Annotated in this window: 20 protein-coding genes; 14 read left to right on the top strand and 6 right to left on the bottom strand. The window is 39.7% G+C overall.

The genetic code is table 11. The features are described from left to right. Nucleotides 1-11: 11 nt before the first annotated feature. The 6 genes from QZ413_RS04365 to QZ413_RS04340 all read left to right on the top strand — a co-directional run bounded on the left by QZ413_RS04365 (nt 12) and on the right by QZ413_RS04340 (nt 4,719). Nucleotides 12-827 (top strand): hypothetical protein, encoded by an 816-nt coding sequence (locus QZ413_RS04365; RefSeq protein ID WP_297076854.1) that lies wholly within the window; start codon nt 12-14, stop codon nt 825-827. 17 nt (nt 828-844) lie between these two features. After that, on the top strand, nt 845-1,282 hold the full coding sequence (locus tag QZ413_RS04360) for a PTS sugar transporter subunit IIA (protein ID WP_297076853.1): 438 nt from the start codon (nt 845-847) through the stop codon (nt 1,280-1,282). A 14-nt stretch (nt 1,283-1,296) separates the two neighbouring features. Beyond that, nucleotides 1,297-2,361 (top strand): mannonate dehydratase, encoded by a 1,065-nt coding sequence (uxuA, locus tag QZ413_RS04355; RefSeq protein WP_297076851.1) that lies wholly within the window; start codon nt 1,297-1,299, stop codon nt 2,359-2,361. Then, nucleotides 2,361-3,002, top strand: a complete 642-nt coding sequence (locus tag QZ413_RS04350) for a bifunctional 4-hydroxy-2-oxoglutarate aldolase/2-dehydro-3-deoxy-phosphogluconate aldolase (protein ID WP_297076850.1) — start codon at nt 2,361-2,363, stop codon at nt 3,000-3,002. The genes uxuA and QZ413_RS04350 overlap by 1 nt, the downstream gene beginning before the upstream one ends. Nucleotides 3,003-3,012: 10 nt before the next feature. Further along, nucleotides 3,013-3,720, top strand: a complete 708-nt coding sequence (locus tag QZ413_RS04345) for an HAD family phosphatase (protein WP_297076848.1) — start codon at nt 3,013-3,015, stop codon at nt 3,718-3,720. Nucleotides 3,721-3,867: 147 nt separating this feature from the next. Continuing rightward, on the top strand, nt 3,868-4,719 hold the full coding sequence (locus QZ413_RS04340; protein ID WP_297076847.1) for a MurR/RpiR family transcriptional regulator: 852 nt from the start codon (nt 3,868-3,870) through the stop codon (nt 4,717-4,719). A 204-nt stretch (nt 4,720-4,923) separates the two neighbouring features. Here QZ413_RS04340 and QZ413_RS04335 read toward each other — a convergent pair whose 3' ends face one another. After that, on the bottom strand, nt 4,924-5,949 hold the full coding sequence (locus QZ413_RS04335) for a peptidoglycan bridge formation glycyltransferase FemA/FemB family protein (protein ID WP_297076844.1): 1,026 nt from the start codon (nt 5,947-5,949) through the stop codon (nt 4,924-4,926). Nucleotides 5,950-6,136: 187 nt separating this feature from the next. Between QZ413_RS04335 and metE the strand changes: the two genes are divergently transcribed. The 5 genes from metE (at nt 6,137) to QZ413_RS04310 (ending at nt 12,597) form a co-directional block, all read left to right on the top strand. Beyond that, the gene (gene metE, locus QZ413_RS04330) at nt 6,137-8,440 is read left to right on the top strand and encodes a 5-methyltetrahydropteroyltriglutamate--homocysteine S-methyltransferase (RefSeq protein WP_297076842.1); all 2,304 of its coding nucleotides are present in this window, start codon (nt 6,137-6,139) and stop codon (nt 8,438-8,440) included. After that, nucleotides 8,394-9,281, top strand: coding sequence for a methylenetetrahydrofolate reductase [NAD(P)H] (metF, locus tag QZ413_RS04325; RefSeq protein ID WP_297076838.1), 888 nt, complete (start codon nt 8,394-8,396; stop codon nt 9,279-9,281). Before metE ends, metF begins: the two co-directional genes overlap by 47 nt. Before the next feature lie 70 nt (nt 9,282-9,351). Next, nucleotides 9,352-10,086 (top strand): ABC transporter ATP-binding protein, encoded by a 735-nt coding sequence (locus tag QZ413_RS04320; RefSeq protein WP_297076833.1) that lies wholly within the window; start codon nt 9,352-9,354, stop codon nt 10,084-10,086. A 4-nt stretch (nt 10,087-10,090) separates the two neighbouring features. Continuing rightward, entirely contained in the window at nt 10,091-11,659 is a 1,569-nt protein-coding gene (locus QZ413_RS04315) for a hypothetical protein (RefSeq protein WP_297076831.1), read from the top strand. Continuing rightward, nucleotides 11,656-12,597, top strand: coding sequence for a CAP domain-containing protein (locus tag QZ413_RS04310; protein ID WP_297076828.1), 942 nt, complete (start codon nt 11,656-11,658; stop codon nt 12,595-12,597). Before QZ413_RS04315 ends, QZ413_RS04310 begins: the two co-directional genes overlap by 4 nt. Nucleotides 12,598-12,749: 152 nt before the next feature. Here QZ413_RS04310 and QZ413_RS04305 read toward each other — a convergent pair whose 3' ends face one another. The 3 genes from QZ413_RS04305 to QZ413_RS04295 form a co-directional block, all read right to left on the bottom strand. After that, nucleotides 12,750-13,394 (bottom strand): VTT domain-containing protein, encoded by a 645-nt coding sequence (locus QZ413_RS04305; protein ID WP_297076825.1) that lies wholly within the window; start codon nt 13,392-13,394, stop codon nt 12,750-12,752. Between the two features lie 94 nt (nt 13,395-13,488). Continuing rightward, nucleotides 13,489-14,874 (bottom strand): aldehyde dehydrogenase, encoded by a 1,386-nt coding sequence (locus QZ413_RS04300; protein WP_297076823.1) that lies wholly within the window; start codon nt 14,872-14,874, stop codon nt 13,489-13,491. Nucleotides 14,875-14,974: 100 nt separating this feature from the next. Next, nucleotides 14,975-15,595 carry an FMN-dependent NADH-azoreductase gene (locus tag QZ413_RS04295; protein ID WP_297076820.1) on the bottom strand — a complete coding sequence of 207 codons (621 nt, stop codon included), beginning with the start codon at nt 15,593-15,595 and terminating at the stop codon, nt 14,975-14,977. 220 nt (nt 15,596-15,815) lie between these two features. Here QZ413_RS04295 and QZ413_RS04290 point away from each other — a divergent pair, with 220 nt between their 5' ends. Together QZ413_RS04290 and QZ413_RS04285 are read left to right on the top strand one after the other, a co-directional pair. Next, nucleotides 15,816-16,544: a metal ABC transporter ATP-binding protein gene (locus QZ413_RS04290; protein WP_297076818.1), complete on the top strand. Its 729-nt coding sequence runs from the start codon at nt 15,816-15,818 to the stop codon at nt 16,542-16,544. Further along, nucleotides 16,541-18,295 (top strand): metal ABC transporter solute-binding protein, Zn/Mn family, encoded by a 1,755-nt coding sequence (locus QZ413_RS04285; RefSeq protein ID WP_297076815.1) that lies wholly within the window; start codon nt 16,541-16,543, stop codon nt 18,293-18,295. The genes QZ413_RS04290 and QZ413_RS04285 overlap by 4 nt, the downstream gene beginning before the upstream one ends. 6 nt (nt 18,296-18,301) lie before the next feature. Here the strand turns inward: QZ413_RS04285 and QZ413_RS04280 are convergent, their stop codons facing one another. Both QZ413_RS04280 and QZ413_RS04275 read right to left on the bottom strand, forming a co-directional pair. Next, entirely contained in the window at nt 18,302-19,213 is a 912-nt protein-coding gene (locus QZ413_RS04280) for a metallophosphoesterase (protein ID WP_297076812.1), read from the bottom strand. Between the two features lie 116 nt (nt 19,214-19,329). Then, the gene (locus tag QZ413_RS04275; protein ID WP_297076809.1) at nt 19,330-19,926 is read right to left on the bottom strand and encodes a hypothetical protein; all 597 of its coding nucleotides are present in this window, start codon (nt 19,924-19,926) and stop codon (nt 19,330-19,332) included. A 148-nt stretch (nt 19,927-20,074) separates the two neighbouring features. Between QZ413_RS04275 and QZ413_RS04270 the strand changes: the two genes are divergently transcribed. Beyond that, nucleotides 20,075-20,845, top strand: coding sequence for a TatD family hydrolase (locus QZ413_RS04270; RefSeq protein ID WP_297076806.1), 771 nt, complete (start codon nt 20,075-20,077; stop codon nt 20,843-20,845). Nucleotide 20,846: the final 1 nt, after the last annotated feature.

The raw sequence follows: 20,846 nt of genomic DNA, 5'->3' as shown, positions 1-20,846 counted from the left end.
TAGGTGAGTGTATGAAAACAAGTGAACAATTTAAAGACTGGGTATTTCGCTATCAATATATCTACAATTCGCGTAAAAGTGACCACAAAAAAGAACGGTTCATTCACGCATTGTTAAAAGACATCGTTGCGTTTCGAACAGATGTAACTGTAGTGGAATCCACACAAGCACCTATAACACGTGATCTCTATATTGGAGATGTTAAAAAAGCCAAGCGGATCATTTGTACGTATTATGATACACCGATGGAAGCTTTCGGCGCGTATACATTTTTTGATACGAAAAAACAAGCAAAAAAAACATTAGCTTACCTCTATGGGACTAGTCTGTTATTGTTTGTACTTGGTGTCTGTTTAACACTCACTTATATTCGATTTGCACCCCATGCGTTTGATTTTTCTTCCCCAATCACGTGGTTGAGTGTACTTGGATTTGGTCTGTACTTTTTAGGCTTACGTCATGTCACAAAAGGTAGTCCAGTGCGCAAAAATCTGATCCGGAATACTTCATCGATTTTAGCGATCTTAGAGATGAGCCGACAACAAGAAGTAGACACGGCTTACATGTTAATCGATCGTGGTTGTTATGGATTGGAAAATTTAAATGAACATAAGCGCATCAACCCAAACGCTCAATGGATCTATTTAGATAGTATCGGAGCACATGCGCCGTTGCACCGTGTGGACAAACAGGAAAAGACGGGCAAAACGACGTATATCTTTGCTGCTCAACAAAAAAATCAACACTATTATTTATCAAAAAAACAATTAAAAGAACGCTATTTGAATATGGAAAATCTAACGCAAGTTTTTAAATGGTGTCTTTAATAAAAGGAGAATAAAGGATGATTGGAATCGTTATTGCGACTCATGGGAATTTAAGCCGAGGATTGAAAGACGCTGCTGAAGTGGTCGTTGGCCCGACACAACAATTAGAAACCGTTAGTTTAGAACAAGGAGATGATATCACGGCACTCGGTCAAAAAATCAAGCGAGCCATTGAAATTGTCGACAGTCAAGAAGGTGTCGTCGTTTTGACAGATCTGGCGAGTGCAAGTCCATACAATCAAACTGTGTTGATCAGCCGGGAATTAGCCGAAGAAACTAAAGAACGTGTTGAGTTGATCAGTGGGGTCAATTTACCCATGGTGATCGAAGCGATCAATCAGCAATATCTAAATGCAACAAGTACAGCGATTCATCCATTACTTATATCTCAGGGAATCGAAGGGATTACACGCTTTGAGCTGGTTGAAGAAGATAACGAAGAAGATGGATTTTAAAAGGAGGATGGAGTATGCAGTGGGGATTTAGATGGTATGGCAAACAAGATTCGATCCCAATCGAACATGTCGCCCAAATACCTGGGATCAATGGTGTTATCGGAACATTATTAGGAAAATTGCCGGGAACGGTTTGGGAAATTTCAGAGATCCAAGCCTTACAAGCGCAAGCAGCTAAGAAAAATCTGACCGTTTTAGGAATTGAAAGCGTAGCAGTCCATGATGCGATCAAAGCAGGCACTGCTAAACGGGATGACTATATCGACAACTATATCCAAACGATCCGAAATTTGGCTGCCTGTGGGATTCATTTGATCTGTTATAGTTTCAAACCGATTTTTGGATGGGCAAAAACCGATCTATTCTATGAAAATCAAGATGGGAGTTTTTCACTAGTCTATGATCAAGCTGTCGTTAATCAAATGGAACCTAGCCAAATGTATCAATTGATCCATAGTCAATCACGAGGATTTAAATTGCCTGGTTGGGAAGCAGAACGTTTAAAAAAATTTGATGAATTATTTGCATTGTATCAAGACGTGACGGAAGCAGATCTTTTAGAAAATCTGCGCTACTTTTTAACGAGAATCATACCTGTGTGTGAAGAAGTTCGTGTGAAAATGGCGATCCATCCGGATGATCCGCCTTGGGAATTATTTGGTCTACCCCGGATCACGAAAAATTTAACGGATTTGCAGACGATTTTAAACTTGGTCGACTCTCCTTATCATGGGTTGACTTTTTGTACGGGATCTTTGGGTGCTGATCCGAATAATGATTTAGTCGACATGATCAAACAAGTAGGTGAACGAATTCATTTCGTCCATTTTCGCAATGTCGCTTATTTGGGTGAGCAGCATTTTAAAGAATCCGCTCATCTATCGACACAAGGATCTCTAGATATGTATGCGATTATGAAAGCTTTGATGGAACAAGGTTTTGATGGTGTTATTCGTCCAGATCATGGACGTACGATTTGGGATGAAGTCGCAATGCCAGGCTATGGTCTGTATGATCGCGCATTAGGAATCAGTTATTTACAAGGATTACATGAAGCGATTTTAAAAGGAGGACTTTGATGTTAGTAAAATCCAAAGCAGATGCTGTAACAGAAGTCTTAAACCACACGCGCTTATTGCCTTTATATACACCTCATGATCTTGATAGATTGCCTGATTTAGAAGCCGTTTTACTCGCATGCGGATTGCCTATTATTGAAATCACGTTGCGTTCATCTTCGGCTTTGGCTGCCATTACTTATTTAGCCAAACGTCAGCAGCTGATCGTCGGTGCTGGGACAGTAAGAACGCTAGCACAAGCGCAAGCAGCTGTTGCAGCAGGGGCAACGTTTTTAGTCTCGCCAGCAATCATACCAGAAGTAGTCGACTATGCAAAACAACAACAAATCTCGATCTATCCTGGTGTTGCAACACCTTCTGAGATTCAGATAGCTGTCGATCATGGGATATCGACAGTCAAATTTTTCCCAGCACATCTCTATGGCGGACTAGAAGCCATTCAAAGTTTAAGAGGACCATTTTATGATGTATCGTTTATCCCGACAGGTGGAATCGACCAGACCAATTACCTTGATTATTTACAAACAGATGGCGTGGTCGCTGTCGGGGGCTCGTTTATTATCTCAGATAAAGTTCTTGCTACACCAGATCATGGCGAATATTATCTATCGACTTTATTGAAACAGATCCACAAACCGTAAAGGAGAGCATATGCGTAAATTAGCAGCAGTTATTTTAGATATGGATGGATTAATGTTTGATACAGGGCGTTTAGCGTACGAGGCCTATCTGTTATCTGCCAAACGTTATGATTACCAAATGACTCCAGATGTATACTACGATCTCACCGGACGTACGCATCCAGCGATTTTGGAAAAAATGAAACAATTGTATGGCGAAGATCAACCTATCGAAAAGTGGCGTAAGACGATGATCGAGGAAAAAGAAAATTTACTTCAAAAGCAACAACGAGTATATACCAAAAAAGGGTTACGCACTTTACTGGATTATGCAAAAGCACAGGATATCAAGGTCATTGTCGCTTCTTCTAATTTAAATAGTCAAATAGAACGCTATTTAGCACTCGAGAATATTACGACATATATCGATGATATCGTAAGTGGTGAAGAAGTGACTCATGGAAAACCCGATCCTGAGATTTTTCTACGCGCATTGGCTAAAAGTGGGGTTTCAAAAGAAGAAGCGATCGTATTTGAAGATTCGATCGTGGGAATTACTGCTGCCAATCGTGCTCAGTTACGCTCGATTTTGATTCCGGATGATCTTACGGATCTACCTACTTATCAGGGGAAAGTGGCTGTAGATACGACGAAATTTGAACAAAAAAAAGCCCAACCAACATTTGAATTTGCTGATTTAGCACAGGCAACGGCTTTTATGCAACAACAGTTTGTTTAAAAAAAGGTGCAAAAGGTTTACATTCTTGTAGAGCTTTTGGATCTTTTTTTAATAAAAAAACTATCGTTATCTTGGACCTTTAAGCCAAACTTGGTTACAATGCTAGCAATAGTAAACAATAAGCGCTATAGGAACAGGAGGGGACGTATGAGTGATTCCATTCGCTTGAGTATCAAATCGATCTATACAAATCTTAGCGAAAAAGAAAAGAAAATCGCGGATTTTATTTTAGAGCATCCTGTCGATGTCGGAAGCAATTCTATTAGTGAACTATCGGAAACGTTGGCGATTGCTCCATCCACGATTTTTCAATTTACACGTAAATTAGGTTATCAAGGCTTTAAAGATTTTAAATTAGCGCTCTTGACGCAAGGACGCAGTGAAGCAGAAGTTGTGATCCATGAGAATATTTACGATAGTGATAGCCTACTCGTCAAAGCGCAAAAAGTCTTTGACACGAATATCGCAACGCTTTTAGATACGCGAAAATTTTTAGATCAAGAATCATTAGCACAAGCGTTGAGTTATTTGAAAGCAGCCGAAGCCGTCTATTTTTTTGGCGTAGGAGGTTCTGAGATTGTAGCAACAGATGCATACCATAAATTTTTACGAGCACCAATTCGCGTCCATCATAGCACGGATTATCACATCCAGTTAATGGAAGCTTCTTTGATGAAGCCAAATGAGTGTGCAGTGTTGATCTCACATACTGGTCGTTCAAAAGAGACCATCGAAATTGCACAAGCAGCTAAGGAAGTCGGAGCTAAGTTGATCGTATTGACTAGTTCAAAGCAGTCGCCACTGGCTTTATTAGGGGATGCAGTATTTGTTTCAATCGCTGAAGAGACTGAATTTCGTTCAGAAGCGTTATCTTCACGCATCGCTCAGCTGAGTATCTTAGATTCACTTTATGTGATATTCATGTTCGAACGGCAAAATGCTTCGAAACAATCGATCCATAAAGTACGCGAACGAATCGCAAAATTGAAAACAACGTAAAATGAGTCGCGGACAGTTACACGTCTTTTATATGAAAAGGGGGTGTGACAAAAGTCTTTCACACCCTTTTAGAAATAGAATAAATGGTGTTCCAGAAGTAACTCCTTCGGAAATAAGCCAAATAATTACCGAAATAGGTGAACCTATTGTCGGAATTATTTGGCTTATTTCTTGAAGTGATCCACTTCTGTCACAGCCTCTTTTTTATTGGTTATATTTTTCTTGATAGACTTTATCGTATAGTTTTTGATCTAATACGACATCGATTTCACCTAAATATTCGACTGCTCCTTCGCGCACAAAGTTACGCTTGAAGGTATACAAGCCATCTTCAGTTGATTCAGCTTCGATTCCCCCCATGTCATAACGCGCGCAGTTCGCGTCTATCGCCCATTGTACCATTGCTTCTTGCACGGCATATGGTGCATTATATAACAACGTATCCATGGAACCTGCGTACATGTACCAAATTTTGTCACCAGCTTTAAACGCCACACCAGTGGAGAGCAATTCGCCATCTTTTTTTGCTAAGTAAATCCGCATCTGTTCTGTTCCTGGAAAGGCTTTTTGCATCTGTTCAAAGTAGACTTTTGGACGATAACTGATTCCATGACGCTTACTCATTGTTTCATAAGAAGTATAAAATGCCTCTAGTTCTTCTACACCATTACCATAAGTGACTTCGACACCATCTTTGACCGCTTTTTTCAACTTATTTTTGATCTTAGAAGGAACAAGATCATGTAATGAAGTCGGTCTTGTTTCACATTTATCAAAATGGATCACCATATTCAATCGCGGTTGGATCGTTCCGTGCATCCCAAGTGCTTCAATATTTCGACTCAAGATTACATAGCCAGCATCTGTGAGGGATTGGATCAATTCTTCATCATATTTAATCTCTGGATCAAATTTAAGAAGATAGACATCTTCAGGTAAGGCTTTTTTGCACTCTGTAACAAGTTGATTAAATAACGAGATATCTTGCATATCCATTACCGGTCCTTTTGTACAATACGCAAAACGACTTCCTTCTGGACCTTGGCCGATCAAAATCGAAGCCGCTGCGATGATACGCCCCGCTTCTTCGACATAGACATAAAGCCCTTCCCAGTTTTCTTTGACTGCTTGCCAAGCGATATTTTGAGTGATTTGACCAAATGGCGAAGTATTTACGAAGGTTTGATACGCTTGTACTGCTTGTTTATTGGTTTGATCTAAGACAGGCATGATACACGCTCCTTTTTCTATTTTTTACATAAATTCCTATCTACTCTACTATACCAAAAATAACTTAAAAGAAGCATAAATAACCCGAAATATAAATTTAAACTATAACAACTCATAAAATTTAAGAGTTATCCTATATAGTTTTGCCGTGATACAGTAGGGTCACTATCTTTAAGGGGGAGCATTTATGAAAACATCGATCGTTGGATTTCCAAGAATTGGAGAGCACCGGGAGTTAAAATTTAGTACTGAACGTTACTTTCGTCAAGAACTAACTGAGCAAGAATTGGAAGAAACGGCTAGAGCGCTGCGGAAGACACATTGGCAGCGATTAAAAGCAGAAGGTCTAGATTTTATACCAAGTGGTGATTTTTCATTTTTTGATACGGTATTAGATACAGCAACATTATTTAACATCATTCCGCAAAAATATCGACAATTAGGACTGACAGAACTGGAGACATATTTTGCGATGGCAAGAGGGTATCAAGGAGAAAAAGGGGATGTGACCGCACTTGCGATGAAAAAATGGTTTAACACAAATTACCATTATATGGTTCCAGAAATCGAAGATGCTACAAATATCAAAGTCAGTGGAACCCGCTTATTTGATCAAATCAAAGAAGCAAATGAACTTGGGATCAACACACGGCCGACGATCGTGGGTCCTTATACTTTAGCAAATTTAGCAAATTACACTGGCAATAAGGATAAACAAGCGATCTATCCTGAACTGATCCAAGCATATCGTGAGCTTTTCCAAAAAATAGAGGCGCTTGGTTGTGAGTGGATCCAAATCGACGAACCGGCATTTGTCTTTGATTTATCTTTGGCAGAGCAGCAGGCGATCCAAGCGTTATACGAAGCGCTTTTGGCTGGACACGTGGGACCGAAGATTTTGATTCAAACGTATTTTGGTGACGTTCGTGATCTTTATGAAACCTTGACGGCTTTACCAGTCGCAGGAATCGGTCTGGATTTTGTCGAGGGACGTAAAAATCTTGAATTGATCGAACGATTTGGTTTTCCTGAGGATAAATGGTTAGTTGCAGGAGTGGTCAATGGCAAAAATATTTGGCGCAATGAATATCAAAAAACAATTCCAACCATCGAGCGCTTGCAAAATAAAGCGAAAGTAATTTTGTCGACATCTTGTTCATTGCTACATGTACCCTATACGTTAACGAATGAACCTCAATTACCCGAAACGATCAGCCGACACTTTGCATTTGCTCTTGAAAAACTAACAGAATTAGCAGAATTAAAAGCTTATTTTACAACAGGAAAAGAGACCTATGTGACTCGTAATCAAGCATTGTTTGCGACACAGCGCTTTGTAAAAAATCCAGAAGTATCTCAGTGGATCGCAAATCTCACGTCAGCTGATTTCAAGCGTTTACCTGAATTAGCAGTGCGAGCAACACTTCAAAAATCTCGTTTAGCACTGCCTTTATTGCCTACGACTACGATCGGTTCATTTCCACAAACCAAAGAGGTCAAGCAATGGCGGGCAACGTATAAAAAAGGCGAGTTAACACTAGAAGACTATCAACAACGGATCGCTAAAAAAATTGCGGAGTGTATCGCATTTCAAGAAGAGATTGGTTTAGATGTATTAGTCCATGGTGAATTTGAACGCAATGATATGGTTGAATATTTTGGAGAACAACTTGCAGGATATGTCTTTACCAAAAAAGCTTGGGTTCAATCTTATGGCACGAGATGTGTCAAGCCACCTATTATTTGGGGGGATATTTATCGCAAACGGTCTTTGACAGTAGCAGAGACGGTGTACGCACAGTCGCTGACAGATAAACCGGTCAAAGGAATGTTGACGGGACCGGTCACGATTTTAAATTGGTCTTTTCCACGTGAAGACATTTCATTAAAAGAAGCAACGCTACAACTTGCTTTAGCGATCCAAGAAGAAGTCTTAGAGCTAGAAGAAAAAGGGATAAAGATCATTCAAATCGATGAAGCAGCGTTACGTGAAAAATTACCACTACGAAAAAGCGATTGGCATAGTCAATACCTCGAGTGGGCGATTCCGGCTTTTCGTCTAGTGCATAGTCAAGTACAGCCTGAAACACAGATCCATACGCATATGTGTTATAGCGAATTCACAGATATCATTCGTGAAATCGATCAAATGGATGCAGATGTGATTTCATTTGAAGCATCACGCTCGAATTTGGCGATTTTAGATGCCTTACGTGATCAGGATTTTAAAACACAAGTGGGGCCAGGTATCTATGATATTCATTCACCACGCATTCCCACAGTAGCAGAAATGGAAACAACGATCGATCAGATTTTAGCAAAATTGCCGATCTCTCAAGTATGGATCAATCCTGATTGTGGTCTAAAAACACGGCATGAAGCCGAAACGTATGCTAGTCTGCGTCATTTAGTGACTGCTGCTGTGCAAAAAAGGGAGGAATACGATGCGAACCGATCAACTATTTCAACAAAAGACCGTATTTTCATATGAGGTCTTTCCACCAAAAGCCACAACGTCTCTTGATACGATCTATACGACATTGGAGCGAATGAAAGGCCAGCAGCCAGATTTTATTAGTGTGACATTAGGTGCTGGTGGATCGGTCAAAAACTTGCAGACAGTTGAGATCGCACACAAGATCCAAACGGAGCAGTTTTTACCTAGTGTGGCGCATTTACCAGCGATCCATTTTACAAAAGCGGAGATTTTGACGATTTTAGCGCAACTTAAAGCAAAAAAAATCGACAATATCTTAGCGCTAAGAGGAGACATCATACCAGGTAAGCCTACGAGTGACGATTTTATTCATGCGGCAGATCTAGTCTCGTTCATCAAAGAACATGGCGCGTTTAATATTATCGGAGCCTGTTATCCAGAAACTCATCTAGAAGCAAAAAATGCAATTGAAGATATCCGTTTCTTAAAAGAAAAAGTTGAAGCCGGGACCAGTCAGTTGGTCTCGCAGCTTTTCTTTGACAATCAATATTTTTACCGCTTTTTAGAACGTTGTGCTTTGGCTCAGATCGAAGTGCCGATCCAAGCTGGGATCATGCCGGTCGTCAATAAAAAACAAATCGAGCGGATCACCAAAATGTCACATGTGACCTTGCCTGAAAAATTTTTAAAAATGATGGCGCGTTATGAACATAATCCAGAAGCGATTCGCGATGCTGGAATCGCCTATGCTGTTGATCAAATCGTTGATTTAGTGGCACAAGGCGTCGATGGAATCCATCTTTATACTATGAATAATCCTTACGTTGCCAAACGGATTCGTGAAGCAACACGTAGTTTATTTGAAACACCATCACTAGCTCTGATTGCAGAGTAGTGGTGGTGTTTTGACGTATTTTGCAAAATCAAGATGAATATGAGAGGATAGAGAAAAAGGAGGGGTTCACATGATTGAAATCCAGGCTTTATCAAAAAAATATGGTCCCAAAAAAGCACTCAGCAACCTTGATTTGACCATCAATAATGGTGAGATCTATGGTTTACTAGGTCACAATGGTGCCGGCAAGTCGACGTTGATCAAAATGTTGGTCAGTATCTTACAGCCAACGTCAGGTACGATCGTCATCGATGGTTTACCTTTAGCGACCAATCGCGAAACGATCAAAAAACAAATTGGTTATGTACCTGATTCACCAGATCTTTTTTTACAATTAACTGCACATGAATATTGGTCTTTAATGGCCGCAGCCTATATGATTCCAAAAGATCAAGTAGCGACTCGCCTACCAGAACTTGTGGCACGTTTTTCGATGCAAGACCATCAAACTGAAACGATTGCGAGTTTTTCACACGGGATGCGTCAAAAAACCATGATCATTGGAGCATTGCTCTCTGATCCTGATATTTGGATATTAGATGAACCACTACAAGGCTTAGATCCACAAGCAGCCTTTGATTTAAAAGAAATGATGAAGTTGCATGTACAAAAAGGTAAAACCGTTATTTTTTCTACTCACGTATTGGAAAGTGCCCAGCAGTTATGTGATCGTTTAGCGATTTTGAAACAAGGAAACTTGTTATACGATGGTACAGTAGATGCTTTACTTGAGCGTTATCCTAATGAATCACTAGAAACGATCTATTTAGGACTCGTTCATCAAGACGAGCCAAGCGAGGTGTAGTGAGATGGAACAATTAAAAGAACTCATTCGGGTCAATTTATTGTTTGCCAATCCTCAGGTCACTGAGAAAGGACGTGCTAAAGGCAAACAAGGTCATGCGTTGGTTCGTTCGATCCTAAGTCAGTATTTATTGTCCACGATTATTTTTTCGGTAATTTATGGCGCGATCATGTTTTCTACAGATTTTTCAAAGCGTCCTGAGTTGTTTACTTATTTTGTGGGTCTTTTTGGACTTTTAGGTTTATCACAAACGATCAGTGCGATTTTAAATGTGTTTTTAGAAAGCCGAGATATTCCTGCCTATTTGCCATTGCCATTTAAACAATGGACGATTTTTACCGCGAAGTTGATCGTAGTCAGTCTAGCGGTCGTTCCCTTTTTATTGCCGATTTTTATTTTGTTTTTACTTAGTAGCCTCAGTGCAGGCATGCCTGTGGTCTTTGCTGTATGTATCGGGATTTGTTTGTTTATTTGTTGTTTATTGATCTTGTATTTTCTTTCGAGTATTCTCGTCTTTGGATTAGCCAAGACCTCTTTTTATAAAAAACACAAAAAAATCGTGACATCAGCGTTATTACTGATTACGACAGGTCTAGTGGTCGTAGGGATCTTATTTTTTAATCGCTCTAGTAGTCTAGATGAAGTCAGTCAAACCCCTAAGATTGCGTTATTCATGCCGTTGTTTTATATTACGACGCAATTTACTTCTACAGCCAGTCTGATGTCTATTAGCATCATGGTGGTCTTAATACTTGTTCTTTCGTTGATTTTACGTTTTTTTATCCTACCTCATTTTTACGAAGAATTGATTGAAATCTCGACAATAGAAGGGAATCCGACACGTAAAATTAAACCAGCACAAAGTGTGACGAAATTATTATGGTCGTACAATTTACAGTTGATCAAAGATCCAAATCTATTGTTACAAGTGTTCTCAGGATCGGTTGTCTTTCCAATCATTTTCTTTATTAGTTTTGGGGCTAGTGGTACGATCGATCTAAGTGGTCTGTCTTTTCAATATAGTGCAGCTTTGGTTTATGCGGGGATGTTAGTGAGTTATTTAGTGACTACACCTGTTTCACTTGTTGCGATCATCTTATCACTAGATAAAGAAAATTATCCTTATATTTATGCTACACCGATCTCGATTGGTTACTATCTACGACAAAAATTTTTATTTGGCCTTAGCGTGCAGTTTGGGATCACCTTTTTACTGATGATCGTAGCGTATTTTGTTTTTCATATGCCTTTGATCTTGTTGATCGTCTTTATGATTGGTGGCTTGATCGGCAGTACGATTTTTTCACAAGTCTATTTTTGGCGCGACTTCCGCTTGTTTTCTAGTCATTGGACCGATCTAACACAGTTATTTTCAAGAGGAGCTGGAACATTTGGCTTCGTTTTATTGCAGTTTAGTGGCTTGATCATCGGAGGGATCTTGGTAAGTGCAGTTGCCTTTGTCAGCTATTTAGTTCCCAATAGTTTAGTTCCAATAGGATTGGTTCTAGTAGTATTATTAGGTGCCGGTGTCGTCCATATGTATTACTATAAAAAATATTGGAGTACGCTATGAAGCGTTATGGACTAGTATTAGTGTTCGTGATGGCGACAAGTTTTATGTCAACCAAACCCGTTTTAGCAAAAGAAACACAGATGATGTCTCGTTTGTATAATCAAAATAGTGGAGAACATTTTTATACGGCTTCTGCTGTGGAACGTCAGACGTTGATCGATCTAGGTTGGCAAGACGAAGGAGAAGCATTTGAAGCTCCAGTAGCAGGCATCCCGGTTTTTCGGGTATACAATCGAAAAGCAGGGGATCATCATTACACGAGTTCGGAAAGTGAAAAAAATCATTTGGTTCAATTAGGTTGGCAAGATGAAGGAGTTGGTTGGTACGCATTAGCTAGCGGTACACCAGTCTACCGGGCGTATAATAAATATGCGACTTCAGGTAGTCACCATTATACGATCAGTCAAAACGAAATCGATCTGTTAGTTAAAGCGGGCTGGCAAGATGAAGGAGTCGCTTGGTATGCCGTTTCAAGTGAATTACTAAACGCGCAACCGACTACGCGTGAAATAGCGATCAGTCAAGCGGTATACACGCAATTAGCGACCTATCGTCTGGAAAAAGGCAAACCGCTGTTACAGCATGAAACGCGTCTGGATACAGGTGCGTATCTACGAGCAAAAGAAATCAGTACATTTGATACTAGCTATGCTGATCAACAAAAGTTAGCCCAACATCTACGACCGAATGGACAAAGTTTTGCGTCACTTTATCAAAATTTGGCCATCACAGATTTTTCAGATTATGCAGAAAATATCGCCTTGATTCCACATCAAGAGTCGATTGAAACAAGTGCTAAACTTTCCATTACTAATTTAAGTAATAGTCAACAAGGTCATCGTGAAACGATGGAAACGGAATTTTTTGACCAAGTGGGGGTAGGTGTTTTTGAAACCTCTACACAAACCATTGTAGTCCAACATTTTGCCAAAAAATAAAGGAGGCATGACAGCACGCTGTCACACTGCCTAAACATCGGATAAACGGTCTTCTAAAAGCAACTCCTTCAAAAATAAGCCACCACATTACCGAAATAGATGACTCTATTATCGGCAATGTGGTGGCTTATTTATTCGCGCTGCCCACTTTTTTATTTAGATGTGCGTACTTTACGATTTTTAATGATCGTTACAAGAATTGGAACAAGTGACACGAGGATGATTCCGATCATAATGATCGAGAAGTGTTCATTGATAAATGGAATCGATCCTAAGAAATAGCCTGCGAACAACCCGATCGCTGACCAACAGATCGCACTGACGATATTGTAAAAGCTAAACAAGCGCCAACTCATCTGACTAGCTCCAGCGATGAATGGGATAAAGGTACGAACGAAAGGTAAAAAACGTCCGATAAAAATCGTATGTTTTCCTTTTTCATTAAAGAAATGCTCCGCTTTTTCGACTTCTTCTTGTCGAATAAAACGAGATAGTTTTCCATCATATAAGACCTTCAATCCAAATGTTCGACCAAGCCAATAATTCAATAAATCACCTAAAATCGCTGCTACGACGCAAGTCAAAAACAAAGTGGGAAGATGGAGTACACTACTGCCGACAGCAGCTAATGCTCCAGCTGCAAAGAGTAGAGAATCACCTGGTAAAAAAGGAAAGATAACTACGCCGGTTTCTACAAAGATAATTAAAAATAACAGGGGATAAACGCCCCAGCCATATTGATTGACCAATGCCAAAAGATGAGCATCGATATGGATAATAAAATCGATCAGTGCCAAAAGAAATTCGCTCCTTTAAATACATTCTTATCTCTATAGTAAAGAAGTTCACGAGTAAGGTCTAGAAAAATTTGAAAAAAAAGCAAAACTTAACTTATTTCATAAATTTTTTGATCAAGGCAAACTTTTTATTGGTATAAGGTGGATAAAGCATCGCTAATTTTGGTAACTCGCGTTTTTTTACAATCGCTTTTTGATGTGAGAATGTCAAAAAGCTATAGTGACCATGATAATGTCCCATACCAGATTGGCCAACACCACCAAAAGGAAGATACTCATTCGTTAGATGGAGTAAGGTATCGTTGATCACACCACCACCAAAACTTAGATTAGCCAAGACGAGATCTTCGGCTTTTTTTTCTTTAGTGAAAAGATATAGGGCGAGTGGTTTTTCGAGTTTTTGGATCGGTCGAATCACTTCTTCTTCAAACGCGTGTTTTGAATAGGTCAAGATCGGCAGAACTGGACCAAAAAGTTCTTCTTGCATCAACGCATCCTCAAATGTTAATTCTGTGACGATCGTGGGTGCGACAAAGCGAGATGGGACATCGATCTCACCACCTAAAACGATTTTTCCATTGGTTTGTTGCAATAGTTCAACAAAGCGCGAGGTGTGTTTTTCCGTTGCTAAACGCCCAAAATCTGGACTTTTTTTAGGTTCAAGACCATAAAATTTTTGTAAATGGAGCGTCAACTCACGCGTAAAATCATGTGCGATGCTTTCTTCTACAAGCACATAGTCAGGTGCGACACAAGTTTGACCAGCATTGACGAATTTTCCCCAAGCGATCTTTTCAGCAGCTGTATTGAGTTCACTGCTCTCTGTGACGATCGCTGGACTTTTTCCACCTAGTTCAAGCGTTACAGGAACCAAATGCTGACTTGCAGCTTTCATCACGATTTTCCCAACAGCAGGACTACCAGTAAAAAAGATATGGTCGAACGGTTGAGCCAATAGTTCTGTCGTCTCTTTTACTTCACCTTCGATCACTGTAACGAACTCAGGATCAAAAATAGTTGCGAGCATATTTTTAATGACTTTGGTGACATTTGGCGTATACTCTGATGGCTTGATGACTGCTGTGTTTCCAGCTGCGATGGCACCGATCAAAGGTTCGATCACAAGTTGGAAAGGATAGTTAAATGGACCCATGATCAAAACAGTGCCTAGTGGTTCAAAAATCGAATAGCTTGATGCACCTAAAAGATAAGTTGGATTTTTCGCTTTTCTAGGACGCATCCAACGGGCTAATTTTTTACGTGTTTGACGAATGCTTTGTAAGACAAATCCGATTTCTGTGGCATATGTTTCAAAAGCTGACTTATGCAGATCTTGTTCAAATGCTTGATACAATTCGTCCGTTTTTTCATTGATTGCTCGTTCTAGTTTTTTTAATTGCATTAATCGAAAAGCTAGCGGTCGAGTTTGATTACTTAGATAATATTCTTTTTGGATTTGCACACTCGTTTTGATATCCATGGTTCACGCTCCGTGTAGTAGTTTTTTATCTAGTGTACGTCAAAATGTTTAGAAAACAAAAAAATAAGCGCTAGGATAACCTAGCGCTTATTTTTTATTATTATAAAGATTTAGCGACTTCAGCTACACGAGATAAACCAGCTTCAACGATTTCAGCTGTTTTAGAAGGATCAGCATTGTGTCCTTCGATAATCACTGTGTCTGTGATGTTCATACCGAACATACCACCAAAAGTTTTTTCCATGTAAGTTACAGCAGTTTCCATAGCAACTGCATCACCAGAAGAGTAAATTCCACCACGAGCGTTAAGTAAAATGATTTCTTTACCTGCTTGTAATTGGTTCATTGTTCCATCTTGGTTGTATGAGAATGTGTAACCAGCTTGGAAGATGTAGTCGATGAACGTGTGTAATGCTGCAGGGATTGTTAAGTTCCACATTGGGAAAGCAAAAACGACAACGTCTGCTTTAGAAAATTTTTGTTGAACGACTTCACGGATATCCATTAGTTTTTGTTCAGCATCTGTAAATGGTTTGTCTGTCGCCATTTTACCAAAAGCATCAAATAATGTTTGACCGATATAAGGCATATCTTGAGCAAATACATCAAATGTATCGATGTTTACTTTTGTTGCATCTAAGTTTTCTACAAATGTGTTATACATTGCAGTTGAAGTTCCATCTGGACGGTTGTTTCCTTTTACGACTAATACGTTTTTCATGAAGTTTTTTCCACCTATTCTTAATCTTTAATTTTTTAACTGAACTTAGCATACACTATTTTTTTATAACTTACAATAAATAAGTCCTTACTTTTTTATAGTAAATTTCAAAAGCATAAAAAAATACTACGAATCTTGAAAAAGCAGCAAAATAAAGGTATACTGAATCAAAAGTTTAGGTTAGCCTAAAAAATGAACTAAACTAAAAAGGAGGAAAACGATGATCGAGTTAAACGAAATCAGTGTTCGCTATCGTAAAGATGAGCTTGCTGTAGATCGTGTGTCTGTATCAATAGCAACACCAGCGTTGATCGGGATATTAGGACCAAATGGCGCGGGAAAATCGACCTTGATCAAAGGGATACTAAAACTGGTTCCAGCTACAGGTCAAGCAAAGATCGATCAACAAGAGATCACTGCACTGCGCCAATATATCGCTTATGTCGAACAAAAAGCTGAAATCGACCGGACGTTTCCGATTACAGTAAGAGAATGTGTTTCATTAGGGTTGTATCCAAATCGCCCATTTTATAAAAAGATCTCGAAAGCGGAATGGCAAAAAGTCGATCAAGCATTAGCGAAAGTCGAGATGGAGTCATTTTCGTTGCGGCAAATCGGTGAATTATCAGGAGGGCAATTCCAACGCGTTTTAGTAGCACGAGCGTTAGTCCAACAAGCGAAAGTGATTTTTTTAGATGAACCATTCGTTGGGATCGATCGCAATAGCGAAGAACTGATCATGAATGTCTTAAGACAATTGCGTGATCAAGGAACGTACATTTTTATCGTCCATCATGATCTAGGAAAAGTAAACGACTATTTTGATGAAGTCATATTGATGAATAAACGATTGATCACATATGGCAAAACTAAAGACGTATTCATTCCAAAGTGGATCACAAAAACCTATGGCACACAAACGATGATCTTACAGGAGGGGAGCTCATGATTTTTTTTGAGGCTTTAGGACAATATACGTTTTTACAACATGCTCTCGTGACGGCATTAGCCATCGGCATCGTATCAGGTATGCTAGGATGTTTTATTATCTTGAGAGGATTATCTTTGATGGGTGATGCGATCTCACATGCCGTTTTACCTGGGGTTGCCTTATCGTATATCTTTGGCATCTCTTATTTTTGGGGAGCACTTTGTTTTGGGATCGTGGCTTCTTTTTTGATTTCTTCTATCTCAAGTCAAAGCGTGATCAAACAAGATACAGCAATCGGCATTACCTTTAGTAGTTTCTTAGCTTTAGGTGTCATCTTGATCGGTGTATCCAACAGTTCAACTGATTTGTTCCATGTGTTGTTTGGAAACATTCTAGCGGTAACAAAACAAGAAATGTGGCAAACGATCGGGATCGCGATCTTGGTAGTGGGTGTATTGGTCGTTTGCTATCGTCCCTTATTTTTGACCTCGTTTGATCCGATGATGGCTAAAGCTAGTGGGATCAAAGTTCAATGGTTTCATTATCTTTTGATGCTACTGCTGACGATCGTATCGATCACCGCGATGCAAAGTGTCGGCACGATGCTAGTCGTCTCGCTATTGATCACACCAGCAGCAACAGCTTTTTTATTTAGTAAACGTCTGCATTATATGTTGGCTCTCGCAGCCTTTTTTGGAGCGAGCGCATCTTTTTTTGGATTGTGGATCGGGTATATTTACAATTTGTCCGCCGGTTCAAGTATCGTGCTATTTGCAGCTGCACAGTTTGTGTTCGCCTTTGTCTTTTCACCCAAACATCAATTGAAACAAGTCAAGATATGGCGTAGTGTGGGTGTGATAAGTGCGGTCATTGGTTTAGGTAGTTTATTATTTTTCCAAACCGCGACGCCAAAAAATGACAAGCTATCGGTCGTTGTCACAAATTCGATTTTGTATGATTTGGTTCAACAAGTTGGACAAGATCATGTACAGGTCCATTCATTAGTTCCAGTCGGGAAAAATCCTCATGAACATGAACCGTTACCAGAAGATATCGTAAAAGTAAGTGAAGCAGATGTGGTTGTTTACAATGGATTGAACCTAGAAGCTGGAAGTGATGGTTGGTTTCAAAAATTAATGGAGACGACGCATAAACAAGCGGATCAAGATTATTTTGCCGCAAGTCGTACAGTAGAACCCTTGTATATTGAAGGGAGTCTTGAACAGACTGAAGCGCAACTAGATCCACATGCTTGGTTAGCGCTTGAAAATGGACAAAAGTATATCACCGAGATCGCCCGCATATTAAGCCAAAAAGATCCAGATCATCAAAATGAATATGAGCAAAATGCAAAACAGTATAACCAAAAATTACAAACATTAGATGATGAGATACGCCAACAAATCGCGCAGATCCCTGAGGAAAATCGGTTGATCGTCACGAGTGAAGGGGCGTTCCAATACTTTTCTAAAGCGTATGAGATCCCGTTTGCTTATATCTGGCCAATCAATACGGAACAAGAAGGGACTCCACAACAAGTAAAAGATCTAGTCGATCGCTTGATAGATAGTCCAGTGCCAGTGGTGTTTGTTGAAACGAGTGTCTCGAGAAAACCGATGGAAAGCATTGCACGACAAACCGATAAACCGATCTATAGTGAATTGTTTACCGATTCGATCGCAAAACCGGGTGAAACTGGTGATAGCTATTATGCGATGATGGAATGGAACCTTACGAAGATCGCACAAGGATTGATACAAAAAAAGTGAACGAGTTTAGACTCGCTCACTTTTTTTACGTGGTTTAGATCCTTGTTTTTTAGAGACTAAAACGGCAGCTTTTTCTTCTTTTTCTAGATGATAATACGTAACGGTTGGTGGGACACCTAACCGTGCTGGGATAGCAGTCATCCCAATACCCGTGTTTACAGATAGCAATGTCTTTTCAGCTAACAAATACAATCCGTGGGTGAATTTTGTGGATCCTTTGTGCGTCGGTCGATAACGTGGTAAACGAATCTGGCCACCATGGCTGTGTCCGGCTAAGACGAGATCAAACCGATCGATATGTGGGATATCTTCGACACTGTCTGGTTCGTGAGTCAGTAAGATATGCCAATCGGCAAATGTTTGTTGATACTTATAGCTAGGACGACCTTTCAAAGAATCATCTAACCCAACGATTGTTAAAGACACATCGTCATTTGTAAAATAAGCTTGTTCGTTTACAAGTAACTGAAAATCGGCTTTTTTTAAAACTTCACGAACAAAGTATTGGCCATCATGGGCATAATCGTGGTTGCCTAAAATCGCAAACTTTCCTAGTGGTGCATGGAGTTTTTTTAACTTTTCGATCAATTTCTTGGTATTGCGTTGTGGCCAACGAGCGTAGTTTGAAATCAAGTCCCCAGTAAAGATGATCATATCGGGTTTCGTCACAAGTAGCTGTTTGATCACACGGTTGAGTTTTCGCGGTGGATACCATCGTGAAAAATGGAGGTCACTGATCTGCGCTAGTACGATACTAGTTTTTCCTTGATAAAGATCAGCTGCGCTTGTAATATCCAAGACTTTTTTCTTATCTTTACGGATAAAATAATGCGTTTCAAGCAAGCGGCTAGGTTCGATAACAAAGATATATACTAGAAAACCAACGAGCAGAAGGAGACAAATATAAAAGAAGATCATGCAAAAAGCGCTCCTTAACTAGAATTAATAGATAACCTTAGAATAGGCGAAAATCACAAAAAAAGCAATCGAACAAAACAAAAAAGATTTGATCGATTACTAAAAAATTACATATATTATTTAAAATGCTTTCGCGCCGGGGAAAGATGCGTTTGTCGAGAGAAACGTTTAGAAAATCGTTTAGGGATCAAGAATAACAGCACATCATATGGAATGCTGATCACATTCCAAAGCAAACCATGACTATTAAACGATCGAGTGTAAACGAGCGCACTCAAAGCATATAAGATCAAAAGACTAAGACACAATAAAATGAGTTTGGTCACAACGATCGGATAAGGTGAGTGGGTCAAAAGCAAGGTAAACAAAACTGGCATACCATAAAAATAAGTGGCTAGTAAGCCAAAGCGCCAATTGCGCACAAAGAAAAAAGTTTCGCGGATCAATAAGATCAAACTAAACAGTAAGGCAAGTGGAGGGAACAGGCTAAATAATGCCGTATAGATCATTCCAAATACAAATAGCATCGGACCATTGATCAATGCAACGAGCCCAAGTAATGCCAATAGGATCAAACCTTTGCCCCAAAATGGCACGATACAAAGCAAACCGAATAAAATAAACAAGGACCAGTGGCTCCAACTACCTACTGCTTCTTGTTTTGTTTTGGGTGCTTGAATAAGTGTTTTGATACGCGTTAGCAATCGATTCAAGAAACCATCTCCTTTTTATTTAGTATAAAGAATGCCTAGACTTTTGCCATCGTTCCTAGGACTGAGATTTTCTTGAAAATCAGAGCTTTCCATTTAGAAATTTGTCAAAATATGCTATTGTATGGAAGAGAATTAAGGAGGAACATAGATGATTTTTGATACGCATACCCATTTAAATGCCGAACAGTTCCAAGATGAGATCGATGAAACGATCGACCGTGCGCATACATTAGGTGTCACTGAAATGGCCGTTGTTGGATTTGATACGCCGACTATTGAAAAGTCGTTAGCATTAAGTCAGCGTTATGACGGGATCTATAGTATTATCGGCTGGCACCCGACAGAAGCTGGAAGCTATACAAAAGAAATCGAAACGACATTATACCGTCAATTGACATTGCCTAAAGTCGTGGCTTTAGGCGAAATCGGCTTGGATTATTATTGGATGGAAGATCCTAAAGAAGTCCAAGCCAAAGTGTTTAAACGCCAAATTGAGATCGCCAAAGAATTTAACTTGCCAATCAGTATCCACACGCGCGATGCGATGGAAGATACTTATGCGATTTTAAAAGAAGCTAATATCCAAGATATCGGTGGGATCATGCACAGCTTTAGCGGCGATGGAGAATGGGCGAAGAAATTTTTAGATCTTGGCATGCATATTTCGTTTAGTGGTGTCGTGACGTTTAAAAAAGCACTTGAAGTCAAAGAAGCTGCACAAGTCGTACCGTTAGATCGTTTATTGGTCGAAACGGATGCGCCTTATCTTGCACCAGTCCCATTTCGAGGCAAACGCAATGAACCTGGCTATACCAAATATGTAGTCGACGAGATTGCGGCTTTGCGTGAGATGAGCGTGGAAGAAGTAGCGAATCAAACGACTCAAAATGCACGTCGCTTGTTTAGGATCGGTGAGTAGC

It is taken from the genome of uncultured Enterococcus sp., from assembly GCF_913775425.1.
GTDB lineage: Bacteria > Bacillota > Bacilli > Lactobacillales > Enterococcaceae > Enterococcus_G.
This window is presented reverse-complemented; position numbering and strand designations above follow the sequence as displayed.